Annotated in this window: 19 protein-coding genes and 1 tRNA gene; 4 read left to right on the forward strand and 16 right to left on the reverse strand. The window is 39.2% G+C overall.

What is annotated here, in order from left to right; translation table 11 throughout:
* Positions 1–206: hypothetical protein (locus ACFSR0_RS06540; RefSeq protein ID WP_379981094.1), on the forward strand; the 206-nt coding region annotated here is incomplete at its 5' end.
* On the opposite strand, the gene ACFSR0_RS06545 is transcribed toward ACFSR0_RS06540, so the two are convergent.
* The 6 genes from ACFSR0_RS06545 to ACFSR0_RS06570 form a co-directional block, all read right to left on the reverse strand.
* Positions 192–692, reverse strand: coding sequence for a hypothetical protein (locus ACFSR0_RS06545; protein WP_379981096.1), 501 nt, complete (start codon positions 690–692; stop codon positions 192–194). The genes ACFSR0_RS06540 and ACFSR0_RS06545 overlap by 15 nt on opposite strands.
* Positions 693–707: 15 nt before the next feature.
* The gene (locus tag ACFSR0_RS06550; RefSeq protein ID WP_379981098.1) at positions 708–1,679 is read right to left on the reverse strand and encodes an aromatic acid exporter family protein; all 972 of its coding nucleotides are present in this window, start codon (positions 1,677–1,679) and stop codon (positions 708–710) included.
* A gap of 32 nt (positions 1,680–1,711) precedes the next feature.
* Entirely contained in the window at positions 1,712–4,138 is a 2,427-nt protein-coding gene (locus ACFSR0_RS06555; protein WP_379981100.1) for an ABC transporter permease, read from the reverse strand.
* A 9-nt stretch (positions 4,139–4,147) separates the two neighbouring features.
* Positions 4,148–4,849 (reverse strand): ABC transporter ATP-binding protein, encoded by a 702-nt coding sequence (locus tag ACFSR0_RS06560; RefSeq protein WP_379981102.1) that lies wholly within the window; start codon positions 4,847–4,849, stop codon positions 4,148–4,150.
* A 216-nt stretch (positions 4,850–5,065) separates the two neighbouring features.
* Positions 5,066–6,220 carry an N-acetylglucosamine-6-phosphate deacetylase gene (gene nagA / locus ACFSR0_RS06565; RefSeq protein WP_379981104.1) on the reverse strand — a complete coding sequence of 385 codons (1,155 nt, stop codon included), beginning with the start codon at positions 6,218–6,220 and terminating at the stop codon, positions 5,066–5,068.
* Between the two features lie 57 nt (positions 6,221–6,277).
* Positions 6,278–7,135, reverse strand: coding sequence for a helix-turn-helix domain-containing protein (locus ACFSR0_RS06570; RefSeq protein WP_379981106.1), 858 nt, complete (start codon positions 7,133–7,135; stop codon positions 6,278–6,280).
* Positions 7,136–7,250: 115 nt separating this feature from the next.
* Here ACFSR0_RS06570 and ACFSR0_RS06575 point away from each other — a divergent pair, with 115 nt between their 5' ends.
* Entirely contained in the window at positions 7,251–7,430 is a 180-nt protein-coding gene (locus ACFSR0_RS06575) for a DUF2187 domain-containing protein (protein ID WP_379981108.1), read from the forward strand.
* Positions 7,431–7,521: 91 nt separating this feature from the next.
* Here the strand turns inward: ACFSR0_RS06575 and ACFSR0_RS06580 are convergent, their stop codons facing one another.
* Positions 7,522–8,739 carry a pyridoxal phosphate-dependent aminotransferase gene (locus ACFSR0_RS06580; RefSeq protein ID WP_379981110.1) on the reverse strand — a complete coding sequence of 406 codons (1,218 nt, stop codon included), beginning with the start codon at positions 8,737–8,739 and terminating at the stop codon, positions 7,522–7,524.
* A gap of 155 nt (positions 8,740–8,894) precedes the next feature.
* Here ACFSR0_RS06580 and ACFSR0_RS06585 point away from each other — a divergent pair.
* A tRNA-Leu gene (locus ACFSR0_RS06585) sits at positions 8,895–8,977 on the forward strand.
* 235 nt (positions 8,978–9,212) lie between these two features.
* On the opposite strand, the gene ACFSR0_RS06590 is transcribed toward ACFSR0_RS06585, so the two are convergent.
* The 7 genes from ACFSR0_RS06590 to parE form a co-directional block, all read right to left on the reverse strand.
* Positions 9,213–10,007 carry a hypothetical protein gene (locus tag ACFSR0_RS06590; RefSeq protein ID WP_379981112.1) on the reverse strand — a complete coding sequence of 265 codons (795 nt, stop codon included), beginning with the start codon at positions 10,005–10,007 and terminating at the stop codon, positions 9,213–9,215.
* 76 nt (positions 10,008–10,083) lie between these two features.
* Complete coding sequence (locus tag ACFSR0_RS06595) at positions 10,084–10,950, reverse strand: DUF1803 domain-containing protein (protein ID WP_379981114.1); 867 nt, start codon at positions 10,948–10,950, stop codon at positions 10,084–10,086.
* Between the two features lie 173 nt (positions 10,951–11,123).
* Positions 11,124–12,047 carry a manganese-dependent inorganic pyrophosphatase gene (locus tag ACFSR0_RS06600; protein ID WP_379981116.1) on the reverse strand — a complete coding sequence of 308 codons (924 nt, stop codon included), beginning with the start codon at positions 12,045–12,047 and terminating at the stop codon, positions 11,124–11,126.
* An 86-nt stretch (positions 12,048–12,133) separates the two neighbouring features.
* On the reverse strand, positions 12,134–12,901 hold the full coding sequence (pflA, locus tag ACFSR0_RS06605) for a pyruvate formate-lyase-activating protein (RefSeq protein WP_379981118.1): 768 nt from the start codon (positions 12,899–12,901) through the stop codon (positions 12,134–12,136).
* Between the two features lie 73 nt (positions 12,902–12,974).
* The gene (gene pflB / locus ACFSR0_RS06610; RefSeq protein ID WP_379981120.1) at positions 12,975–15,254 is read right to left on the reverse strand and encodes a formate C-acetyltransferase; all 2,280 of its coding nucleotides are present in this window, start codon (positions 15,252–15,254) and stop codon (positions 12,975–12,977) included.
* 266 nt (positions 15,255–15,520) lie between these two features.
* Entirely contained in the window at positions 15,521–17,932 is a 2,412-nt protein-coding gene (parC, locus tag ACFSR0_RS06615) for a DNA topoisomerase IV subunit A (RefSeq protein ID WP_379981252.1), read from the reverse strand.
* 56 nt (positions 17,933–17,988) lie between these two features.
* Positions 17,989–20,010, reverse strand: coding sequence for a DNA topoisomerase IV subunit B (gene parE, locus ACFSR0_RS06620; protein WP_379981122.1), 2,022 nt, complete (start codon positions 20,008–20,010; stop codon positions 17,989–17,991).
* A 188-nt stretch (positions 20,011–20,198) separates the two neighbouring features.
* Here parE and plsY point away from each other — a divergent pair, with 188 nt between their 5' ends.
* A complete protein-coding gene (plsY, locus tag ACFSR0_RS06625) occupies positions 20,199–20,840 on the forward strand; it encodes a glycerol-3-phosphate 1-O-acyltransferase PlsY (protein WP_379981124.1) in 642 nt (213 codons plus the stop codon).
* Positions 20,841–21,139: 299 nt separating this feature from the next.
* On the opposite strand, the gene ACFSR0_RS06630 is transcribed toward plsY, so the two are convergent.
* Together ACFSR0_RS06630 and codY are read right to left on the reverse strand one after the other, a co-directional pair.
* Positions 21,140–22,015, reverse strand: a complete 876-nt coding sequence (locus ACFSR0_RS06630; RefSeq protein ID WP_379981126.1) for an aldose 1-epimerase family protein — start codon at positions 22,013–22,015, stop codon at positions 21,140–21,142.
* 44 nt (positions 22,016–22,059) lie between these two features.
* Positions 22,060–22,845 carry a GTP-sensing pleiotropic transcriptional regulator CodY gene (gene codY / locus ACFSR0_RS06635; RefSeq protein ID WP_379981128.1) on the reverse strand — a complete coding sequence of 262 codons (786 nt, stop codon included), beginning with the start codon at positions 22,843–22,845 and terminating at the stop codon, positions 22,060–22,062.
* Positions 22,846–22,851: the final 6 nt, after the last annotated feature.

Here is a 22,851-nt window from a genome sequence, read left to right on the forward strand (position 1 = left end):
ACACATTGATTTCTCAATATGCTGACTGTACGTTTTCGGAACTTGGTTCCGACGAGCGCTTACCCACGACTAAAGTCACGGGTGTGCGCGCTCGGTTCAATCAAAAAACCAAGCATAATCAAAAACCAATTTGGTTTGTTTTTCTTTCTTTTTTTCATAAATCCTCTTCAATTTCCTTGTATTTTCAACGGTTAGTGAAAGATTGACTCATCCATCCATTCGAGCAATGCTTGTTTTTCCCCCGTTAATACATGCTGCAAAACAGCTGGAACTCGGAATGTTAGCACATCATCGAATCCCCACTCCCCGTATGAAAGGGTCACTTTTAAATTAATCCATTGCTTTCCGTCAGCATCTTGTTCTTTTTGAACCATCTCCACTAAGCCTAATTGGTGTTCTATCCATTCTTTGGCGATGACTAGTTTCATTTTACGGTATTCCGCTAATGCTAACAAGCGTTTTTCCGGATAGATAATGGTTTGTCTCAGCACTTTTTGTACGAGCATCCATTCATAATCACTGAACAAATGGATAATTTTTTGATTGACTTCTGGCGCTAGGGTCCCTCGTTCTTCCTTCCAAGCTTCCCACTTCACCCAATCGATTCCTAAGATTGTTTTGACAAATTTGGACTCAGATCCATATTTGTCTTTGATTTCTTCGCAGACAATTTCCACATAAATAGAATGCATTTCATTTCCTCCTAATTATTCATCCGTGTGATTTGAAAAATGATTCGCGTGGGCAAATTCCGATTTTAGTTCAATAAAGTTTTGAAATGATTGCAGAAATTGAAACAAGCGCGCGCGATTTTCAAATTCGACTCGATTTTCTGGTAAATGTAAATTTTGATAAAACGAATAAAGCTCACTTAAATCATTAAGAATTTGGTGCCCGTCATTTTCTTCATGAAATCTCAGCGCAGTTTCTTCCAGAAGGGCCTGTAAGTTTTTGAGATACGTTTGATCCACCACAATTTTTGCTTGCAACTCAATCATATCCTGCAAAATTCTTAGTTGAGAAGCGCGCATGAAAAAATATTCTTCGAAATACGGATTTATCGCGAAGTAGCGATCTTTCGACAACAGTTTTGCATTATTTTGTGCGGAGCGGATGGTTTTCATTAATTTTTGGCAGTTTTGTTTAAGTAGTTGATTATCTGAATGATCAAAGGCCTTGGAAAGATCCCAAATGACTTTTCTAAATAGTTCTTCAACAATTTGTTGCTCCTGTCTGACTACTTTTTCCCGATTTGGCATATGACTATTTAATACCAGTGCTGAACCCACTCCGATAATCATCAACAGAAATTCGTTCGCTATGAGATGCAAACCAAATGACTCTTCTAACAAATAATGTGTGACTAACACAGAATTGACAACAATTCCTTCCGTCACATTCAAACGCACCGCAAAAGGAATAAAAATAAGTAAATAGATGCCGAAAGCAACTGCATTAAATCCTAGTAGTTGAAAACAAATGTAGGAGATAACTGTTGCTAATCCTAAAGAAACGATTCGCCCTATCCCCGTATACAATGAATCTTTTTTGGTGTTTTCTAGGCTTAATATGGCAATTACACCCGCCGATGTTGCATAGCTTAAATGAAAAAAATTGGCTATCATCATCGCCATAACACAAGCAACGGCTGTTTTTATTGTTCGTAATCCAATACGCATAGCTTCCCCCCTTTCTCACTTAAGCAATTCTCTTATTCATTTGCTTTCAACGCATCCAACATATCGATTTTTTTGAGCTGAAGGTGCATCACGCCCCCAACAATCAAAGTAAATAGAAAGGTAATCCCACCAGCGTAAAAATAGCTTTGCCAATGCATCTGTTTAACAAAAAGGGTTGTATCCATTTCAACGGTTTGGATAACGAAACGATGCAAAAATGTCCCTCCAAATAAACCAAAACCAATCCCAATCAATGCGAGCAGAATATTTTCACGAAAAACATACAAGGTAACCTCGTGATGAAAAAATCCTAAAACTTTCATAGTGGAAAGCTCCCGAATACGCTCCGATACATTCATCGAATTCAAACTATAAAGCACAATAAAGGCCAACATTCCAGCAGCGATAATCAAAATCCAGACAACCAATGTTAACACACCAAGTGATTTTGCTAGATCTTTTTTTGATTGACTCATGAGACGAATATTCACCACCTGTTGCTGTTTTTGCCACTGATTTGTGAGTTTCTTAATTGCGGCTCCATCAAAATCCTTATTGAAAGTCACAAGACCTGTACGGTAAATAGGTTGATTGCCAGTTAACTTTTGATAGTATGAACTAGATAGAAAAAGCGCATGTCCAACATAATTTTTCACGATCTGGGCAATCCTTACCTTCGTATACTGACCATCTATTAACTGAACCGAAAGTACATCGCCCCGTTTTAAGTGATACAACGTGGCCAACTTTTCCGAAACAAATGCCCCCTCATCTGGTAAAGTATACGTTTGATTTGAAGTAGTCGCTTGTAGCAATTGGACTTTGTTGAGTTGTTTACGATTCTTAGGAATGGTCACTACTACTTTTTGATTTTGATAACCAGGACGCGTAACCGTCCGCTCATTTGCATCCACCGGAACAAGTTGCGCGACTCCTTTTTCTTTTGCAAAAGTATCAAACAGTGCCGAATCTTCCTGTCCTAGCGTGACAACAGCTTGATAGTTCCATATTTTTTGAAATTGTAAAGGGACAATATCTCCAATTGAATCTTTTAACCCAAAACCTGTCAAAATCATTGCCGTGCAACTTGCAATTCCTATGATGGTCAACCACATTCTACCTTTATATCGGAACAAATTTCGAAACATCACTTTATAATGAAAGTTTACTCTTCGCCAAAATGGGCGAATCTGTTCCAATAAAATACGTTGACCTGCTCGAGGAGCTTTCGGTCGCATTAGCTCTGCAGGTTTTCTTTTTACTTCTAGCATTAAAACGACAATGGCTACCCCAATCGTACACACTATAGCGAAAAGCGTCGCCAGCACGATTAAATTGATTGGCCACATTAGTTGATAACCCCTGATGCTATAGACCTGACTATACGCTTCAATGATTATTTTGGGAAATAGCGTAAAACCAACAGCCAGACCGGACAACACACCAATCAGACAAGCCGAACCAACATACAATAAAAATTTTCCTATAATTTCCACGGGCCGATAGCCTAGTGCAAAAAAGAGCCCAACTTCCATTCGTTTTTCATCCACCATTCGCCTAACCGAAGTTAAACTAATTAAACAGGCAATCAAGAAAAAAATAGTCGGAAAAACAGTTGCAAGGGAATCAATTCGATTGGCGTTTTGTTTGTATTCACTATATCCTGGGACATCTTGTCTTGTGAAAAATTGCAAGGTATTGAGGTCGCCCATTTCATTTGCAAAAGAGGCTCTATTCACCAAAAATGCGTGAAGCTCCTGTTTCGCTTGATTCACTTCTTTTTTATATAAAGAGGAATACGTGGCAGCATTCGTAATAGAATTTTCGAGCTGAATCGCTAAGGTCGTCGGACGACGATTCACAAAATTACTTGTCGCTACCATACCATAGTGGGCTACAGAGCCATTGCCAACAAATGATGCACCACGATTGGTTTCATCTAGATAAACTGGACTCTGGATGAAGCCCACTATTGTATACGTCGACCGCTGTAATTGATGATTATCATGAAACGTTACTTGGTCACCGATTGCCAGTTTTTTTTCATTTTTGACAGATTGATCCAGAACAATTTCCGTATCCGTTTTGGGAAACCTTCCCTTGATTAGCGTGACTTGATTCACCTTGGCCTGCTCATCAAAATTTGATAGACGGACAACTTCTCCATTTGTTGTAAAGGTGACGTCTGCAACCGTTTGAGCGGCTACATGTTTGACCCGAGAAAAGTTTGTTACATCATTTATTTGTGCTTGGCTAAATCCCTGCATCGAGGTCATCGTAATATCAGCCAATTTCATTTCTCGAAAATAGGCATCTGCAGATTGCTTCATATCCGGAGCGGTTGCCTTGATCCCAACAAAAAACGCAACACCGAGAAAAATAATACTCACTAACGACAGAAAGCGAGCAGGTGTTTGGCGAATGTCTCGCCATGCAGAACGAACAAACTGCTTATTCACTTTCCCCACCTACCATTCCAATGACTGTATTGATTGAGGATTCGGATTCTCATCAATCGTTTGGATTCGGCCGTCGTTCATCCGAATCACACGATTTGCCATTGGTGCAATCTGACTGTTATGAGTAATGATGACAACGGTTGTCCCATCAACCCGAGCGACATCTTCAAGGAGCTGAAGAATCTGCTTTCCTGTTTCATAGTCCAAAGCGCCTGTTGGTTCATCAGCCAAAAGCAATTTGGGCTTCTTTGCCAAGGCGCGTGCAATAGTCACTCTTTGTTGCTCTCCACCAGATAATTGTGCAGGAAAATTATTCAACCGATGTCCTAAGCCCACTTTTACTAGCATTTCTTTAGCGTCATAGGCATCAGGAACTAGTTGGCTAGCCAATTCAACATTTTCCAATGCAGTCAAATTTGGGACAAGATTATAAAATTGAAAAATAAAACCTACATCCACTCTCCGATAATGAGTCAATTGTTTATTCGTAAATTGAGCAATATTTTTTTGATCCACTCTAACTTCACCACTCGTGGGTACATCCATCCCACCCAAAATATTCAAAACTGTTGATTTACCTGCACCGCTAGGACCAAGTATCACGGTTATCTTACCCTCTTCAATCGTAAAAGAAACATCATGATTGGCTCGCACCTCGGTGGTTCCCATTGTATATAGTTTCGATTCATTGTGTAATTCAATAAAGCTCATGACTTTCTTCCTCTCTACCGTCTTTACGCCTTTAAATGTAGTTTACCACAGTCGTTATCGTGCTTCATCTTCTTTTGCATGCATCCAATCACTCAATGATACCAAAATACTTTTGCTCTCAAGTTAGTACTCAATGAAACAAAGCTTCTACTAAAACTGTTCGATAGAAAAACGAAAAAACACAGACTTACGTAAGCCTGTGCTAAAAAATCGAATTTATTTTTCTTCAAACCGTTTTTGTCCATCTAGATAAGTTGCGCGAAGATTCATTTTTTGATCTAGCACAATAAAATCAGCTGCTCGACCTGCTTCAATTGAACCGCAAACATCATCGATATGACAACTTACAGCCGGAACGAAACTGCCCATCATAATGGCTTCCTCAGGCGTTGCTAAATTCCAATCCACAACATTCTTAATAGCCTCTTTCAATTTTAAAATACTTCCTGCAAGATTTCCTTCCAATAAGCGAGCAGTACCATCTTTTACGACCACTGGAAATTCGCCTAATTGATATTCGCCATCCGGCATTCCTCCGGCCATCATACAATCCGTAATTAACGCAACATGGTCGGCCCCAGCTTTATCAATTAATAGTTCACAGGCTTTTGGATGAACATGGTGTCCATCACAGATCAACTCTGAATACACATGGTGCAAAGTCAATAACGCCCCAACCATACCCGGTTCTCGATGATTTAGTCCGCGCATTCCATTATAGGCATGAACAAAGACACTTGCGCCGGCTTCAACCGCTTCTCTTGCTTGGTCAAGTGTCGCATCACTATGGCCTAAAGACACCACAACGCCTTCTTTGGTAACCGTTTTGACAAACTCTTGCACACCTTTTCGTTCTGGAGCCAAAGCTATTTTTTTGATTAATCCGTTGGCAGCCGTTTGCCAATCATGAAATACATCAATATCAGGATCACCAAAATAACTTGGATTTTGTGCTCCTTTATGTTCTTCTGTAAAAAAAGGACCTTCAAAATAAATACCTTGGATTTTTGCACCAGGAACCTGATCCTTTACAGAAGCAATCGTTGCTGATACATCCTTTAAACGTTCTTTGCTTGATGTTAGCGTCGTTGGAAGAAAGGAGGTCACGCCGCAAGATAGCAATTGCTCAGACATAATTTTTAGCCCTTCCGCATCATTATCCATCACATCATGATTTGCATAGCCATGAATATGGGTATCAACCAATCCCGGAGCAATCCATTGATCCGAGTAGTCGATGACTTTTCCTTGTGCATCCGCTGGTAATGTTGTGGAAAAATCACCAAATAATCCATCCACAATCTCTAAATACCCTGGTCCTTGTGTACCTGACGAAAAAAAGAATTTATCCGCATACAAATAGTTCTTCACCATCATCGCTCCCTTTAGCTTTCTATAATCTAAAGGTACTCGTTTTCTGCTAAAAAATCAAGAAAGGTATACACCATTTTCAAACTTTGAAAAGAGTTGAACGGATTGTGCCTTTTCATACATAAATTGTGCCCTTTCGTATTCTTGAAGCTGTTCATAAGCTGCACCTGTTATTTGTAGGAGTTCCTCTACATAATAGTAACTTAGTTTATCAATCGCCCACTGGACCCCTTTCAAAGCGCAATCAATTGTACCCAACAAATCGTTTTGGACAAACAAAAACCGACTATAATGATAGAAAATTTTCGTTAGTTCGAAGTTGGCATGTTCTTTCGGTAAACTCAGGGTCAAATCAATGCTTCGATTCAAATAATGTCGGGCTTTTTTTAATTGATTGGTATCCGCATAGATTCGACCAAGACAGCCCATAATTTGAATTTCGGTGGAAGAAATATTATTTTTTTTATTTTCTGTATAAGTGAGTAATAAACTATGCTTTAACGAAGCAATTGCCCGCGTTGCATCTTGATCAACAAAATACTCAACTGTTCCCAAATAATAAAAATACAGTTGCATATCCGTATCAAGGTATATTTCTGAAGAAATAGTGGAATCATGCAATAAATCATACATTTTATGATAATTTTGATGAATCAATGCATTATTTACTTTTTCAAAATAAAGTTGAACATGCTGGATTTCATCAAATTCAGCAAACATCATCTGATCCATGGTAATCCCTAGTCGTATGCAAATTTGTTGCATCACAAGAATATTGGGAATCTCCAAATCGTTTTCAATCCGGCTTAAAACACTTTGCGAACAAATACCAATTGCTAACATTTTTTGTGTCATTCTTCGCGCTTTTCTCATTTTTTTGATTTTCTGACCTAACGTATTTTGCTCAATATCCATCGTTTCACTCTCTAAATATGCGAATTCGCATTTTCTATTTTATTCATTTTAGCACATACTATCGAAAAAGAAAGCGTATTTTTTTCTTTTTAGATCAAGATGGGGTGTGATGGGGATGAGTCAGCAGATTGGAATTACCTTTACGTGGGAAAATGAAGTCTATCAGGGAGTAATAGAAAAAGAATATGAAAATTCTTATTTGATTAGTGTCAACAATCCAAATCAAGAATTAATAGACAAATATAATGGTCGCATTGTTATTAGTAAAAAGAAGTGCAATGAACTTGCTGAATAATTTATCAAAAAAAATCCAAATTTAGACTTGTTGGAGTGAGCCAAAGCAAAGCTTAACAAGTTTAAACCTGGATTTTTCTATTTTCATGGCATTATTTTTGTTGGTATGTTTCTAAAAAACTCCGCATCGAATTGGCAGTCGTTTTTAAATCTTCTAGATTAGGTAGATAGACAATTCGAAAATGATCTGGTTGTTGCCAGTTAAATCCTCCACCATGAACCAATAAAATATGGTATTCATGTAAGAAGTCCAAAACAAATTGTTCATCATTCGTAATATTAAATCGTTTCACATCAATTTTCGGAAACATGTAAAAGGCCGCTTTGGGTTTGACTGCTGAAAGACCTGGAATAGCATTAATCGCATTGTAGATGTATTCTCTTTGCTCATAGATACGTCCACCTGGTAAGAGTAGCTTATCCACGCTTTGGTAGCCGCCTAAAGCAGTTTGTACAATTTGTTGTGAAAGCACATTTGAACACAACCGCATCGAAGACAACATATTTAAGCCTTCTATATAATCTTTTACATTTGCTTTATTCCCACTTAATACCATCCAACCTACACGGAATCCAGCCACTCGATGCGATTTAGATAACCCTCCAAACGTCACAACAAAACGATCTGGGGCTAAAGTAGCAATCGGAACATGCGTTAAGCCATCCATTACCAAACGATCATAAATTTCGTCAGAAAAAATAAGCAAATCGAATTCACGAGCAATCGCAACAATATCAAGCAGAATATCTTTTGGATACACGGCCCCTGTCGGATTATTTGGATTAATCAGCACAATTGCTTTGGTTTTAGGGGTGATTTTGGAACGAATATCATCAATATCGGGATACCATTCACTTTCTTCATCGCAAATATAATGAACGGGTTTTCCTCCCGCCAAAGAAACAGAGGCCGTCCATAAAGGGTAATCAGGCATTGGCACGAGCACTTCATCGCCATTATTGCATAACCCTTGCATACTCATCGTAATTAGTTCACTGACACCGTTTCCAGTATAAATATCATTAATCGTCACATTTGGGAAATTGGCCAGTTGACAATATTGCTCAATCGCTTTTCGCGCGGAAAAAATGCCCTTCGAATCCGAATAGCCCTCAGAAGCTCGGACATTCATGATTAGGTCTCGGATAATTTCATTTGGTGCTTCGAAACCGAACGTCGCTGGATTTCCTGTATTCAGTTTCAGAATACTAATTCCTTCTTCTTGCATTCTTTCTGCTTCTTCTAAAACTGGACCACGAACATCATAGCTAACGCCTTCCAATTTTGATGATTTTTCAAAGTTTCTCATGGCAGATCCTCTTTTCAGAATTAATGGTTTGTTACAACTTTAAGTCATCTTATCTAAAATTGCAATTTGTATTTAAAAAAAAATCTTTTTATAACAAAAAGTAGCCTATTGACAAACGAAAAGAAAAACGATACGATTTCCTAGTCGTAAGTTTTGCGGATATGGCGGAATTGGCAGACGCGTACGCTTGAGGGGCGTATGACCAGTGGTCGTGTGGGTTCGAGTCCCATTGTCCGCATTTGCTAGTTGATGTGATAAAATGAAGAGGCCTTTTTACAAGGCCTCTTCATTTTATAGTTTCAAGTTTACATAATACTATTATAATTAAATTTTATTCTAACAAGCATTCATCGATCCGTTGCCGTACTATCAAAAAAAGCCAAACAAGCTAAACAGGATGCTACTCGTCACTTCACCTAGTTGGTGACACCCTTTTTAGTTTGTTCCGCTTTTCGTTGATAAGCTACTTTATTTTACTTGTCAGGCGCTTGAAAGTACCCGTTTTCTTTAATTTGGCTCTGTCCATCTTCAATTAATCCATTCAATGAGTGATCCAAAATATTTCTTTTTTTGTCTTTTGTTTTAATTGCTGCCTTGTATTCATTTCTAGTCATCGTAATCTGCTCAGTTTTTTTAAAACGCTTGACAGCTGGTTCATCAGGGCGCTTCTCTTGATAGGCGTCATTTGTGTCAAATAAAAGATACGTCTCACTTTTTTTCTGCATTGATGCATAGAGCGTATTCGCTTCAATCTTTTTTTCCGGCTCATCTGGGATTAAAGATGCTGGCACAAATTTGGGCACGAAATACGAGCGACCTCCTGTATATTGCTTCTTAAGAGAGTCGTCTTTGTTGGCTGCATAGTGGGTACTTGAAGGAGTTTCAAACATCTGCTTAGCCTGATCAGACGTTTGCTGCTTATTTTTCGTACCAAATAAACTGGTCTTTCCTGTACTGGTAGTTTCTTTAATCGCATGTTGACGATAAGTCGGTAACGATTGGCGGAATCGTTCTAAAGTTTCCCGCTCTCTGCCAATACTTCCAGCCCGTTCAATTGTTTTTTTTGTATTCCGGCGATAGCGTGTATCAGCATTTTGGGTTTCTGGTTCAACGACCAGCGATTCCGTTTGTTGTTCCGTTATAATCCAACTATCATCGGATACAAAATGATTCGCTGTGGCTTCACTTGAACGTTTTTTCACACCTTCCTCATCGGAAAAAGCTGGAAACCTTTCTTTTTTTCGCTTAATATCAGCATAATGCGTCATAGGCATAATCCTCCCAAACTATCATCTCTTCATTTTATCATAGCATGAAAATGAATTTTTTGCTGAACTTCTTTCCTCAGGATTCGGCGTTTGCTAAGAAGACCCATTCATCTTGGTGTACGATGGTTAATGGCGCTTTCTCAAAAAAATGCCACAATTCGACAAAAATACGTCGCTTTTCAAAATTCGTTAATTCCGCCACACAAGCATCCGCTTTCGCAAAAGGTGCTTGTTGTATAGGAGTCTGAGTAGTCATTTCCACGACAGACCTAAGAACAAACGTATCGGTTAAAAAGCCAAAATCGACTAAGCTTTGGAGAAAAATTGTTGGTCGAATGCGCCGTGATTGCTTCCTTGCTTTTTCAAACAAAACAGCCAGTTGGTCAAGATAATACTCCGTGTTCACATCCCCCAAATAGGCAAAGGGTTCATACAAACTAGCATCCCCTTCTCTCAGCGCAGAAAAATATGCTGGTATGGTTTTCGCATGGGGTTCATCGGCTAATTCTTGAACGATTAGTTGATCCGAACACAATTCACGAAAATAAAACAGCTCCATCATTTCTTCAACAAAGTACACTTGAGGCTCCTTTTTTAAACGTTGTCCTTGCAGAACAAACCATGCTCGACGACTTTCCACGGACCATTCTGCTAAGATTGTTTTCAAAGATGCGACTTTTTTTTCAATCAACTCATTCGAGGAAAGCACATTGTAAACAGGGACAATCAACTGGTAGCGACGATCTGATCGAGCAATTAAGCCCAATTGGATATATTCCTCAATGGCACGATCAACTTTCACCTCAGGAAACCGGCTTTTTATCTCTCTTAGAGTAGGCGGTTTTTCTTTTCGATTAGTTAAAAAAGAAGCAACGCCTTCAAAAAACGTATCTCGCAAGAGTGAATGATTTTTCTGCCAATTATCTTCTACAATTAATTTCATTTCTTAACTAAGCTCCTCCTCTAATTGAAAAAGTGTGACAACCAATGACAGTCATTCTCAGGAACCCCCGTCAAACTTGGTCAATCACACAATTTTTTCCCTATTTCACTGATTACTCACTCAACTGAGCTAGATTGGCGCAAAAAGCAAACTTCCTTCTTTTACGCAACGGTCTAAAAACTTTCAGTCAAAGGTGGCACAACTTGTTTTTTTCGAGAAACAACCCCAGGTAAAAACGCCCGATTATCTGTCAACGTAACTTGAAAAGCAGCTTCAACATTCGCTTTTGGTTCACCAACTACCAACAATTCGGAATCACTATCTAAAATGTTGGTGATAACCAATAAGAACAAATCATAACCATTCTTCGCATTTTCACTGGCCATCGTAGCTTCAAATTCAGCTTGACGTTCAAGAACTTCCGCAATATCCACTGTATTAACTTGCGCAATACGAACGTTTTTATCTCCCATTGGAAAGCTTTTGGCATCCAGATCCAACAAGGTTGCGACTGATTTCGTACTAAGGTTGGTACCTGCTTTCAACATATCCAGACCATAGGATTGCAAATCAACCGCTGCGATCGTCGCTAATTCCTTTGCAGCGGCAACGTCTTCTTCGGTGCAAGTTGGAGACTTAAATAACAATGTATCGGATATAATTGCCGACAACATGATACCAGCAATGGCCTTTGGTACTTCAATGCCGGCTTCCTTATATAATTTCAAAATAATTGTACTCGTACAACCAACTGGTTCTGCTCGATAATAAAGAGGATTCGCAGTTTCAAAATTTGCTATCCGATGATGATCAACCACTGATAAAATAGTCACTTCGGCAATATCCGCAGCACTTTGTTGAAATTCATTGTGGTCTACCAACATTACGCTATCAGCTTCTGGCTTTACACTAGTAATCACTCGTGGGGCTACTAACCCAAAAGTAGTTAATGCAAATTGCGTTTCTTCGCTAGGTGCGCCTAATGCAACAGCCTCAACATCTTTTCCTAACTCTTTTTGTAAATGTGCAAAGGAGATAGCAGCTCCAATGGCATCAGTGTCTGGGTTTTGATGCCCAAAGACAAAAATTTTTGACATAACAATCGCTCCATTCTTTCTTTTCGCTTCTAATGATAGCAAAAAAAACAAGATAAGAAAATAGGCTTTTCTTATCTTGTCTCCTTTTACCTTGTCAAATAGCCTTGATAATCCGACACATGCAATAATTTTTTGGCATTTTCTACCCGATCATCTGTAGGCGGTTGAATTCCTTCTAATGGATACTTCAAGCCCATTTCATCCCATTTGTATTTTCCCATCGTGTGGTACGGTAGGATTTCAACTTTATCCACATTGTCCAATGTTTTGATAAAGTTATCTAGACGAATCAAATACTCGTCATAATCACTACGAAACGGTACGAGGACGTGGCGAATCCAGACAGGTTTATGAATTTCTGAAAGATAGTTTGCCATTTCGAGAATGTTTTCATTTCCTAAAGAAGTTAGTTTTTTATGCTCTTCATTATCGATATGTTTAATATCAAAAAGCAATAAATCGGTATAATTCATCAGCTCTTCAAATTTGCTGAAAAACGGTTCTTCTCGAGTAAACGGTTTGCCACAGGTGTCAATGGTTGTATGGATTCCCTTTGCTTTTGCTTTTTTGAATAAATCTAGGAGGAAATCAAGTTGCAACAATGGTTCACCACCACTGACTGTAATCCCACCTTTTTCTCCCCAATAAGATTGATACTTCATGGCCTCTGCCAAGACATCATCCGCACTTCTGAAGGATGCTTTTGGATCATCAATTTTCCAAGTATCTGGATTGTGGCAAAACTGGCAACGCATACGACAACCTTGAGAAAAAATGACAAATCTAACACCGGGGCCATCTACCGTTCCAAAATTTTCAGTTGAATGAATCCTACCTTTTACTTCGGTAGTCATAAAATCCCTCTTCTCTAAAAAAGAAGGTGACAATCAACAAGACTGCCACCCTTCCTTTCTGTTTCTTTATTGATTACATACGATCATGTGACGTTCTAGAAATAACATCTGCTTGTTGTTCAGGAGTTAAATCACGGAATTTCACAGCATATCCTGATACACGAATTGTTAAGTTAGGATATTTTTCAGGATGTTTTTGTGCATCCAATAATAATTCATTTGTAAATACGTTGACGTTAATATGGTAACCACCTTTATCAAAGTAGCCATCTAATACGTTACGTAAATTGTTGATACGTGTTGTATCGTCTTTACCTAAACCATTTGGATTGATGGTTTGCGTATTTGAGATACCATCGCGTGCATGTTCATATTCTAAACGGGCAGTTGAGTTTAATGAAGCCAACAAGCCATGTTTTTCACCTAAGAATTTACCATCTTGGTAACTTGGGTTAGCACCTGGAGCCAATGGTTTGCCTGCACGACGTCCGTCAGGTGTATTACCAGTAGCTTTACCATAAACGACATTTGATGTAATTGTCAATAATGAAGTTGTTGGTGTTGAATTACGGTACGTATGTTGACGTTTAATTTGCGTCATAAAGTAATCAAGAATCCAGTTAGCCATAGCATCGGCTTCTTCATTATCATTACCATAAGTAGGGAATTCATTTTGTGGAACATAGTCAATTGCCATACCATCTTCATCACGAATAACTTTTACATTACCGTGTTTGATAGCCATAATACTGTCAGTTGCATGAGAGATTCCGGCAATACCAGTTGCAAAGGTACGTTTCAAGTCAGTATCCATTAAAGCTAATTGCGCAGCTTCATAAGCATATTTGTCATGCATGTAGTGAATGATGTTTAAGGTATTCACATAAAGTTCAGCTAACCAATCCAATGTTTGTTTGTAGTTTTCCATGAATTCATCGAAGTCAAGGGTTTCACCTTCCATACGACGGAAACGTGGTCCAACTTGCATTTTGGTTTTTTCGTCTTGGCAACCATTAATAGCATAAAGAACAGCTTTAACTAAGTTTGCACGAGCACCAAAGAATTGCATATCTTTCCCAACAACTGTTGCAGACACACAACAAGCGATGGCACAATCGTCAGATCCCCAGTTGGCACGTAACAAATCATCATTTTCAAATTGGATAGAAGAACTTTCTTTCGCAATTTTTGCTGCATACGTACGGAAGCCTTCTGGTAAGTGTGAAGAATACAAAACTGTCAAGTTTGGTTCTGGAGAAGGACCCATGTTTGTTAAGGTATGCAAGATACGAAAGTCATTCTTTGTTACCAATGAGCGCCCATCGATACCCATACCAGCGATTGATAAAGTTGCCCAAATTGGATAACCAGAGAATAGTGAATTGTATTCTGGTGTACGTGCAAATTTAACCATACGCAATTTCATAATCAAATGATCAATTAATTCTTGTGCTTCAAATTCAGTAATTTCACCACGTTCTAAGTCACGTTGAATATAGATATCTAAGAAGGCTGAAATACGACCGATTGACATTGCAGCTCCGTTTTGAGCTTTGATTGCTCCAAGGTAACCGAAGTATAACCATTGAACAGCTTCTTGAGCATTTTCAGCTGGACGTGAAATATCAAATCCATAAGAAGCAGCCATTTTTTTCAAATCAGCTAAGGCACGGTATTGTTCAGAAATTTCTTCACGAAGACGAATAACGTCGTCTAACATGACTTTATTTCCACAATTGTCATGATCTTTTTTCTTTTGTTCCATCAAGAAATCAATTCCGTATAGAGCAATACGACGATAGTCACCAATAATACGACCACGGCCATAAGCATCTGGTAGTCCAGTAATAATTTTGTTTTTACGGGCTAAACGCATTTCAGGAGTGTAGGCATCAAATACACCTTGGTTATGTGTTTTGCGCCATTCTGTAAAGATTTTTGTCATATTGTCATCAACTTCATAACCATTTGAAGTTAAGGCATTGTTCGCCATTTTGATTCCACCAAATGGTTGGAACGCTTGCTTCAAAGGTACATCTGTTTGTAAACCGACAATTTTTTCTTCTTCTTTGATTAAGTAACCAGGACCATGAGAAGTAAGGGTTGAAGGGATATTATTATCCATATCATAAACACCGTTCTTTTCATGTTGTACTTCGAATAATTCTTGCAGTTTCGTCCATAATTTGTCTGTACTTGGTGCGATTGGTTCTAAGAAACTATCGTCACCTCTGTACTCTGTGTAGTTCTTTTGGATAAAGTCCCGTGTGTTAATTTCATTTTGCCAATGTCCGCCTGTAAAACCATCCCATGCTTTGTTTGTTGTTTTTACATCGTTTGTTTCGACTGCCATTTTCTGGTCCTCCTTATAACTGTTTTTGTGTAACAGCTTTTACGTGATTAGTATAACACATCCCCAACGTTTTGCAAGTGTTTCCATCGTGATTTTTTAACAATTTTTTTCTTTTTGTTCAGATATTTTTTTCAAATCATTGATATATCAACAATTTCAATTGTGAATTTAATCATTAAATAATTAAAATTTTAACGTGAAAGAATCACAAAAGAAAAAACAGTAATGAATTGTATTATAACAATTTATTACTGTTTCGTTATTTTTTATAACAGAGTTGGTACTTTTTTATAAACGGAAACGATCGTGCCTCCCGTTTTTTCATCCATTACAAATGAGCCATTCGAAGTTCGATCCCCAATCGGAAATTGTGTTGCGATGAATTTCTTCACCTCGCCCTTTTGATTCATCACCACTAGTTCTGACTCATCGCTAACTCCCATATAAACAATGCGATGCGGGTTGTTTTTTAACTCTCGAAAGACCATCATCCCTCTTTGAGCACGAGAAGTTCGTGGGATTTCTTGCGCAAGCATGCGCTTCACAGCTCCTCTTTGTGTAACCATAACAACGGGTGTGTCCCCTTCTGAGTACACTAAGATTGCTTGGACGACAAACGCATCATTTTCCTTCAAATTCATAGCCTTTACACCTGCGGCTTTGGGTCCGACAACAGGGACTTCCGCCAAAGAGTAACGCAAAGCGTAGGCCCGGTTTGTAACGAGAAAGACATCTTGGTCCCCTTCTGTCTCCTCAGGGTCGACGATTGAGACATGAACGACTCGATCTTCCTCCGTTTTCAAATTAATAAACGGCAACGGCCGAGTTCGATACGTTCGCCAAGGTGAAAATTCCTGAAGTTTTGTGCGCTTAATCAATCCAGCTTGAGTAACGATGAGAAACTCTTGACTGTCATTGAGTTGTTTATAAGGAAAAACGGCTAAAATAGTTTCTTCAATTTTAAGCGTCGTCAATGTTTGTGAGAGATGTTCGCCAAAGTCTTTCCATCTTAAGTCGGGCAACTCATGAACCGGGCGATAGATAACATTCCCCTTATCGGTCAATATTAATAGATGATCCAATGTATTCAATTGCCCTTGATAAACAACTGCATCTGTTTCCTTCATTCCTGCTTCTTCATTATTCGAAGCACTATACGACCGAAGACTGCTTCGTTTTACATACCCTTCACGCGTAATCACAACCATAACATCTTCTTGTGCAACAAGAATTTCTGTATCGATGGTTAATTCCGTAACTTCTGCTTCGATGATGGTGCGCCGTTCAGATTGATACTGCTTCTTCACTTCACGCAATTCTTGTTTCATCACTTTAGAAAGTTCGTTGGGTTCATGAATAATTTTTTGCAATTCGGCAATCGTTCGTAAAAGCTCTTCCGCTTCTTTTTGCAATTGCGTAATATCCGTATTGGTTAAACGGTACAATTGCAACGTGACAATCGCTTCCGCTTGTTCTTGAGTGAATGCATGGGCTACAATTAAATTGTTTTTGGCATCGCGTTTGTCTTTACTTTTACGAATAGTACGAATCACTTCATCCAAGATGGACAACGCTTTGATTAGACCATCCACAATATGTTGCCGGGCAAGAGCTTTTTTTAAATCGAACGTACTTCTGCGCAAAATGACGGATTTTCGATGTTGGATGTAACTAGCCAGCATCTGTTTTAACCCAACTTGCTTGGGACGCATCTGATCAATTGCCACCATATTAAAGTTGTAGTTTACTTGCAAATCGGTGTTTTTAAATAAATAGTTCAAGACGCCTTCTGCATTAATCTCTTTTTTCAATTCCACGACAATTTGCAGACCCGTCCGATCACTTTCATCGCGAACTTCCGCAATGCCTTCGATTTTTTTATTCAATCGAATTTCGTCCATTCTTTTAACAAGGTTGGCTTTGTTTACTTCGTAGGGAATTTCAGAAATAACAATCTGCTGTTTGCCACCTTTCAGCTCTTCAATACGCGTTTTGGAGCGCAAAATGACTTTTCCTTTGCCCGTTTCATATGCTTTTTTTATCTCATCAGCACCTTGTAGAATGCCTCCAGTTGGAAAATCCGGTCCAGGAATAAATGTCAACAATTTTTCAAGAGATGCCTCCGGATGGTCGATGAAATAAATCGTCCCATCGATGACCTCCCCTAGATTATGGGTAGGAATTTCAGTGGCATACCCAGCAGAAATTCCTGTGGAGCCATTGACTAACAGATTGGGAAACTTGGAAGGGAGCACAGTTGGCTCTTTTTCGGTATCATCAAAATTCCAAACAAATTCCACTGTTTCTTTGTCAATATCGCTTAATAATTCGCTACTAACTTTTGACAAACGGGCTTCTGTATACCGCATAGCGGCAGGTGGGTCACCATCCATACTCCCATTATTGCCGTGCATCTCAATCAAAACGTTCCGTAATTTCCAATCTTGACTCATCCGAACCATCGCTTCGTAGATACTGCTGTCTCCATGAGGATGATAATTCCCCATGATATTTCCTACTGATTTTGCTGATTTTCGAAATCCTTTTTCGGCCGTATTTCCATCTTGGTTCATCGCAAATAGGATTCTACGCTGAACTGGTTTTAATCCATCTCGTATGTCTGGCAAAGCTCTTTCTTGTATAATATACTTCGAATAGCGGCCAAAACGATCCCCCATTACTTCTTCTAATGTTAATTCTTGAATGGCGTGTTTTTTTTCCAAGAAATCAGCTCCTATTCTTCAAATAAACTTATTTCTCCATAAGCATCTGTTGAGCGATTGCTCTGTTCGACTTCCTTCTTCTCCTCGACTGAATCAAGAATGCTTCCATCTTCCTCCAGAGAAAATTGAACATGGCTTTCTATCCATTTTCTGCGCGGTTCAACTTTGTCTCCCATTAGTGTAGTGACACGTCGTTCTGCTTGAGCAGGATCATCAATTCGAACTTGAACAAGCGTTCGTGTTTCTGGATCCATGGTTGTTTCCCACAATTGATCGGCATTCATTTCCCCAAGACCTTTGTAGCGTTGCAAAATATAGCCACGCCCCACTTTATCGATAACCGATTGTAATTCCTCATCTGTCCATGCGTATTCAATGACTTCCTTTTTCCCCAGTCCTTTTGATACTTTGTATAAAGGCGGCAAGGCAATATAGACTTTTCCGGCTTCAATTAGTGGTTTCATATAACGATAGAAGAACGTCAGCAACAGCACCTGGATGTGCGCACCGTCCGTATCCGCATCGGTCATAATAATGATTTTGTCGTAGTTACAATCTTCAAGGGAAAATTCTGGACCAACACCCGCACCGATTGTATAAATCATGGTGTTAATCTCTTCATTTTTTAAGATATCCTGCATCTTGGCTTTTTCCGTATTGATAACTTTCCCTCGCAAAGGCAAAATGGCTTGAAATTTGCGGTCTCGTCCTTGCTTGGCAGAACCCCCTGCAGAATCTCCTTCTACCAGATACAACTCATTTTTCTTCGGATTTTTCGACTGGGCTGGGGTCAATTTGCCTGAAAGCAAGGATTCGCCTTTTTTCTTTTTCTTACCATTGCGGCTTTCCTCACGCGCTTTGCGAGCGGCTTCTCGGGCTTCACGGGCCTTAATTGCTTTACGAATTAACAATTGACTCGTCTCATTATTTTCTTGTAAATAAAAGCCTAACTGTTCACTGATGGCCGCGTCCACAGCAGTCCGAGCAGCGGGTGTCCCTAGTTTTTCTTTCGTTTGTCCTTCAAACTGGAGCAAGTGCTCTGGTACTCGAATTGATAAAACGCTGGCCAAGCCTTCTCTAAAATCACTGCCTTCAAGGTTTCGATCTTTTTCTTTTAATAGACCAACCTTGCGAGCGTACTCATTAAACGCCTTGGTAAGTGCAGCTTTCATTCCAGCTTCGTGCGTGCCTCCATCTTTGGTTCGAACATTATTAACAAAGGACAAGATGGTCTCAGAAAAGCCATCATTGTATTGGAACGCTACTTCCACTTCAATTTGTTCTTTTTCCCCAGAAAAATAAATAATAGGTGTTAGCGCGTCTTTTTCCTCATTTAAGTACTGGACAAATTCTTTGATTCCCTCTTCGTAATGAAAAACAGCGACCTTTTCATCCGCTTCTCGTTGATCAACCAAAAAAATTTTCACACCACGTAGCAAAAAGGCCGATTCGCGCAATCTTTCCGCTAAAATATCATACGAAAATTTAGTGGTAGAAAAAATGCCTTTGTCTGGTAGAAAACGAACCGTTGTCCCCGTTTTTTCTTTTGTTTTGCCAATCTTTCTTAATGTGCCCTCAGGATGCCCACCGGCGACAAAACGTTCCATATATTTTATGCCATCGCGGACAATTGTTACTTCCAACCATTCCGATAAAGCATTGACAACACTGGCTCCGACACCATGCAAACCACCAGAGGTTTTGTATCCACCTTGACCAAATTTCCCTCCAGCGTGCAGCACAGTGAAAATAACTTCCACGGTCGGAATTCCTGACGTGTGCATTCCAACTGGCATGCCGCGACCAAAGTCTTGGACACTGATGCTATTGTCTTTATGGATAATGACCTTAATTTCATCGCCATATCCAGAGAGGGCTTCATCCACTGCATTATCGACGACTTCATAAACGAGATGATGCAAACCACGAGAATCCGTCGATCCAATATACATTCCTGGTCTCTTGCGAACAGCTTCCAAGCCTTCTAGCACTTGGATGGAAGCATCATTATATTCATTGGATTTTTTTGCCAAAGTCAGCTCTCCTTCATCTTTTAAAAATTTCGCAACATCTATTATCATACTCTATCTAAATTAAAAAAAAAAGACAATCCGTTTATCTCGTGATTTTGTAAAGAATATTTTTGAAAAAAAAATTGAGGATAAATTGTTAGAAACAGCTTTTCATGATAAAATCTGCCTTAGAGATAAGGAGCGAAATTATGTTAAAAATTAGTTTATTATTTATAGCTGCCTACCTTCTGGGATCGATTCCCTCAGGCGTTTGGATTGGCAAACTCTTTTACAAAAAAGACATTCGCCAATTCGGCAGTGGCAACACGGGAACCACAAATACCTTTCGCGTATTAGGAAAACAAGCAGGCATTATCGTTTTATTCATGGACATTCTAAAAGGAACCATTGCAACCTTGTTACCAACTCTGTTTCACAGCACAGCAGTCAACCCATTATGGTTTGGCGTGGGAGCAATTTTGGGTCATACCTTCCCCATTTTTGCAAACTTTAAGGGTGGGAAAGCTGTTGCTACCAGTGCAGGGATGTTATTGGCGTACAATCCCATCTTTTTTCTTTATTCCGCCACCCTATTTGTCATTTTACTCTTTCTTACTAGTACAGTTAGTTTGACAAGCATGATTGCTGCCGTTTTAATTACCCTCTCAACAATCATTTTACCATACTGGGTCCCTGCCATTTTACCTAATCACAATTGGTTACTAACTGTGATTGCTATCGGTGTCACAATTTTTATTTTTTATCGACACAAAGACAACATTCAACGCATCAAAAACGGAACCGAAAGCAAGATATCTTTTGGCTTGCAAGCGAAAAAAAAAGAATCCTAAAAAAGAGCTAAAAAATTTGGTGTTGTTACTCGAAGCGAGCGACAACACCAAATTTTTTTAAGATAGTTTGCACGAACATTTTGCATTGCCACCAGCTTTAAGAAATCGATACACGTTAGAAGTAACTTGGCTAAAACGATACACTAAATTTGCTTCTTTTAAAACAGAGACAGAACTATCTTGACTGTAGCACAATGACTTCTTTAATTATCTAGCTTCCTTTTTACAATCAGCAAACAAAGAAAGTCACTTGCTGGACTCTCCTTATTCGGATTTTTTACGATTGAGAGCAAAAATAACTAACTGACAGAAATATGGTAAGCTGCTTCAAATAATTGGTTCGGATCAAGTCGGCAAATTCCCTTTTTGTCCGCCAAATTGCCTGATGCATCAACAGTATCCGCTATACCATACCAAGGTTCAATACAAACAAAGTCAGATGCTACTGGGTAAGTAGACCATACGCCAACGTAAGGAAAGCCCTCATAGGAAACAGTCACTTTATGCGGTGATTTTTCTGATTGAATGGTCCATTCGTTATGGCCTTTCGTTTCATAAATCAAGGCATCATTGGCAAATAACGCCTGATTGAAGGCAATTGGCGCGTTGGTTTGACCGAGCGTTCGATTCGAGTAATCAATAAAATTCCCTACTAATGGAAGTGTTGTCCTAGATTTTGCAGGAAAAGCGGTCAAAAAATAATCTGAAAAAGCTAATTCTTCATCCAAAGGAACACGAAATGCGGGATGTGCTCCTATTGAAAATAGCATGCATTCGTTCCCACTATTATACACTTGATAGGAAACGGTCAACTGATTATCCTTCAGCTCATAGCACACCTCTAACTGAAATGAAAAAGGATAGACCAAGCGAGTGGTTTCATCATCAACCAGTCGAAAAGTGACTTTTGAACGTGTCTGAGAAACCACTTGAAATTCTTTGTCCCTTGCAAAGCCATGGCGAGGAAGTTCATACGTCTGCCCTTGATAATGATAGTGATTGTTTTTTAATGCCCCTACAATTGGAAATAAAATGGGTGCATGCCTTCCCCAATGTTTTGGATCTGCTTGCCAAATATATTCAATGCCTGTTTTTTTTGCAACCAAATGCTGCAATTCTGCCCCAAGCGTCGCAAGTTCTGCCCGATACTGTTCGTTTTCTAAAATGACTACCACCATAACTCCTGTTGTTCCCCCCTATCCCTTTTTCTTTTTAAATCCTACATTTTTTCTAATTCATCTTTAAATCGTTGGTTTATTATTTTTAGATATGTCCCTTTCATTCCCAGTGAACGAGACTCGATGATTCCGGCTGACTCTAGCTTTCTAAGGGCATTGACAATCACAGATCGCGTAATGCCAATCTTATCTGCTACATTCGAAGCCGTTAGTCGTCCTTCATCCCCGTCTAAGGCTTCAAAAATAGCTTGAACTGCTTTCAGTTCACTATAAGACAATGTTCCAATCGCCATTTGAACAGCCGTTACACTTCGGACATCTTCCTCAATCGAACGCGATTGCTGATAAAGGAACTGCATGCCTACAACGGTTGCACTGTATTCTGCCAGAACCAAATCATCCTCACTAAAAGATTCATCAATACGAGAAAGAATAATCGTGCCCAACCGTTCTCCTGCACCATAAATTGGCACCACTGTTGTCAGCCCATTCGGATATATTTCCCGGCTCTCAACTGGGAAAGCAGTCATATCATTGCTGATGGGGATATTTGCAAGCGTACTCCCTAAATGATCCACTGTATCGGTATACGATTTAGGGAATTGCTTTTCTACCAACATGTTTTTCACACGATCATTGTTGACATCATGTTTTTCATTAAAGCCAAGCAAGCTACCGTCACTACTAATAATGTAGGCGTTGCTGTCTAGAATATCTCCTAAAATTAACGCCATCTGATTATAAGGTAGGTCGGATTTCATATTAAAGGTGTTCTTTTGTTGCAACAATTCATTGATTTGTCTTGTTTTTTCTAATAACGTACCCATTTTGCT

This window comes from Enterococcus camelliae (assembly GCF_042685105.1).
Lineage (GTDB): Bacteria > Bacillota > Bacilli > Lactobacillales > Enterococcaceae > Enterococcus_G > Enterococcus_G camelliae.

Bases quoted from the DNA above. Each gene is read 5' to 3' on its own strand.
- ACFSR0_RS06570 (WP_379981106.1), bottom strand. From the start codon at position 7,135: ATGGATATTGAGCAAAATACGTTAGGTCAGAAAATCAAAAAAATGAGA.
- ACFSR0_RS06595 (WP_379981114.1), bottom strand. From the start codon at position 10,950: ATGAAATTAATTGTAGAAGATAATTGGCAGAAAAATCATTCACTCTTG.
- ACFSR0_RS06560 (WP_379981102.1), bottom strand. From the start codon at position 4,849: ATGAGCTTTATTGAATTACACAATGAATCGAAACTATATACAATGGGA.
- pflA (WP_379981118.1), bottom strand. From the start codon at position 12,901: ATGACTACCGAAGTAAAAGGTAGGATTCATTCAACTGAAAATTTTGGA.
- ACFSR0_RS06600 (WP_379981116.1), bottom strand. From the start codon at position 12,047: ATGTCAAAAATTTTTGTCTTTGGGCATCAAAACCCAGACACTGATGCC.
- parC (WP_379981252.1), bottom strand. From the start codon at position 17,932: ATGGGGGATCGTTTTGGCCGCTATTCGAAGTATATTATACAAGAAAGA.
- plsY (WP_379981124.1), top strand. From the start codon at position 20,199: ATGTTAAAAATTAGTTTATTATTTATAGCTGCCTACCTTCTGGGATCG.
- codY (WP_379981128.1), bottom strand. From the start codon at position 22,845: ATGGGTACGTTATTAGAAAAAACAAGACAAATCAATGAATTGTTGCAA.
- ACFSR0_RS06580 (WP_379981110.1), bottom strand. From the start codon at position 8,739: ATGAGAAACTTTGAAAAATCATCAAAATTGGAAGGCGTTAGCTATGAT.
- pflB (WP_379981120.1), bottom strand. From the start codon at position 15,254: ATGGCAGTCGAAACAAACGATGTAAAAACAACAAACAAAGCATGGGAT.
- ACFSR0_RS06550 (WP_379981098.1), bottom strand. From the start codon at position 1,679: ATGCGTATTGGATTACGAACAATAAAAACAGCCGTTGCTTGTGTTATG.
- ACFSR0_RS06545 (WP_379981096.1), bottom strand. From the start codon at position 692: ATGCATTCTATTTATGTGGAAATTGTCTGCGAAGAAATCAAAGACAAA.
- ACFSR0_RS06575 (WP_379981108.1), top strand. From the start codon at position 7,251: ATGAGTCAGCAGATTGGAATTACCTTTACGTGGGAAAATGAAGTCTAT.
- ACFSR0_RS06590 (WP_379981112.1), bottom strand. From the start codon at position 10,007: ATGACGCATTATGCTGATATTAAGCGAAAAAAAGAAAGGTTTCCAGCT.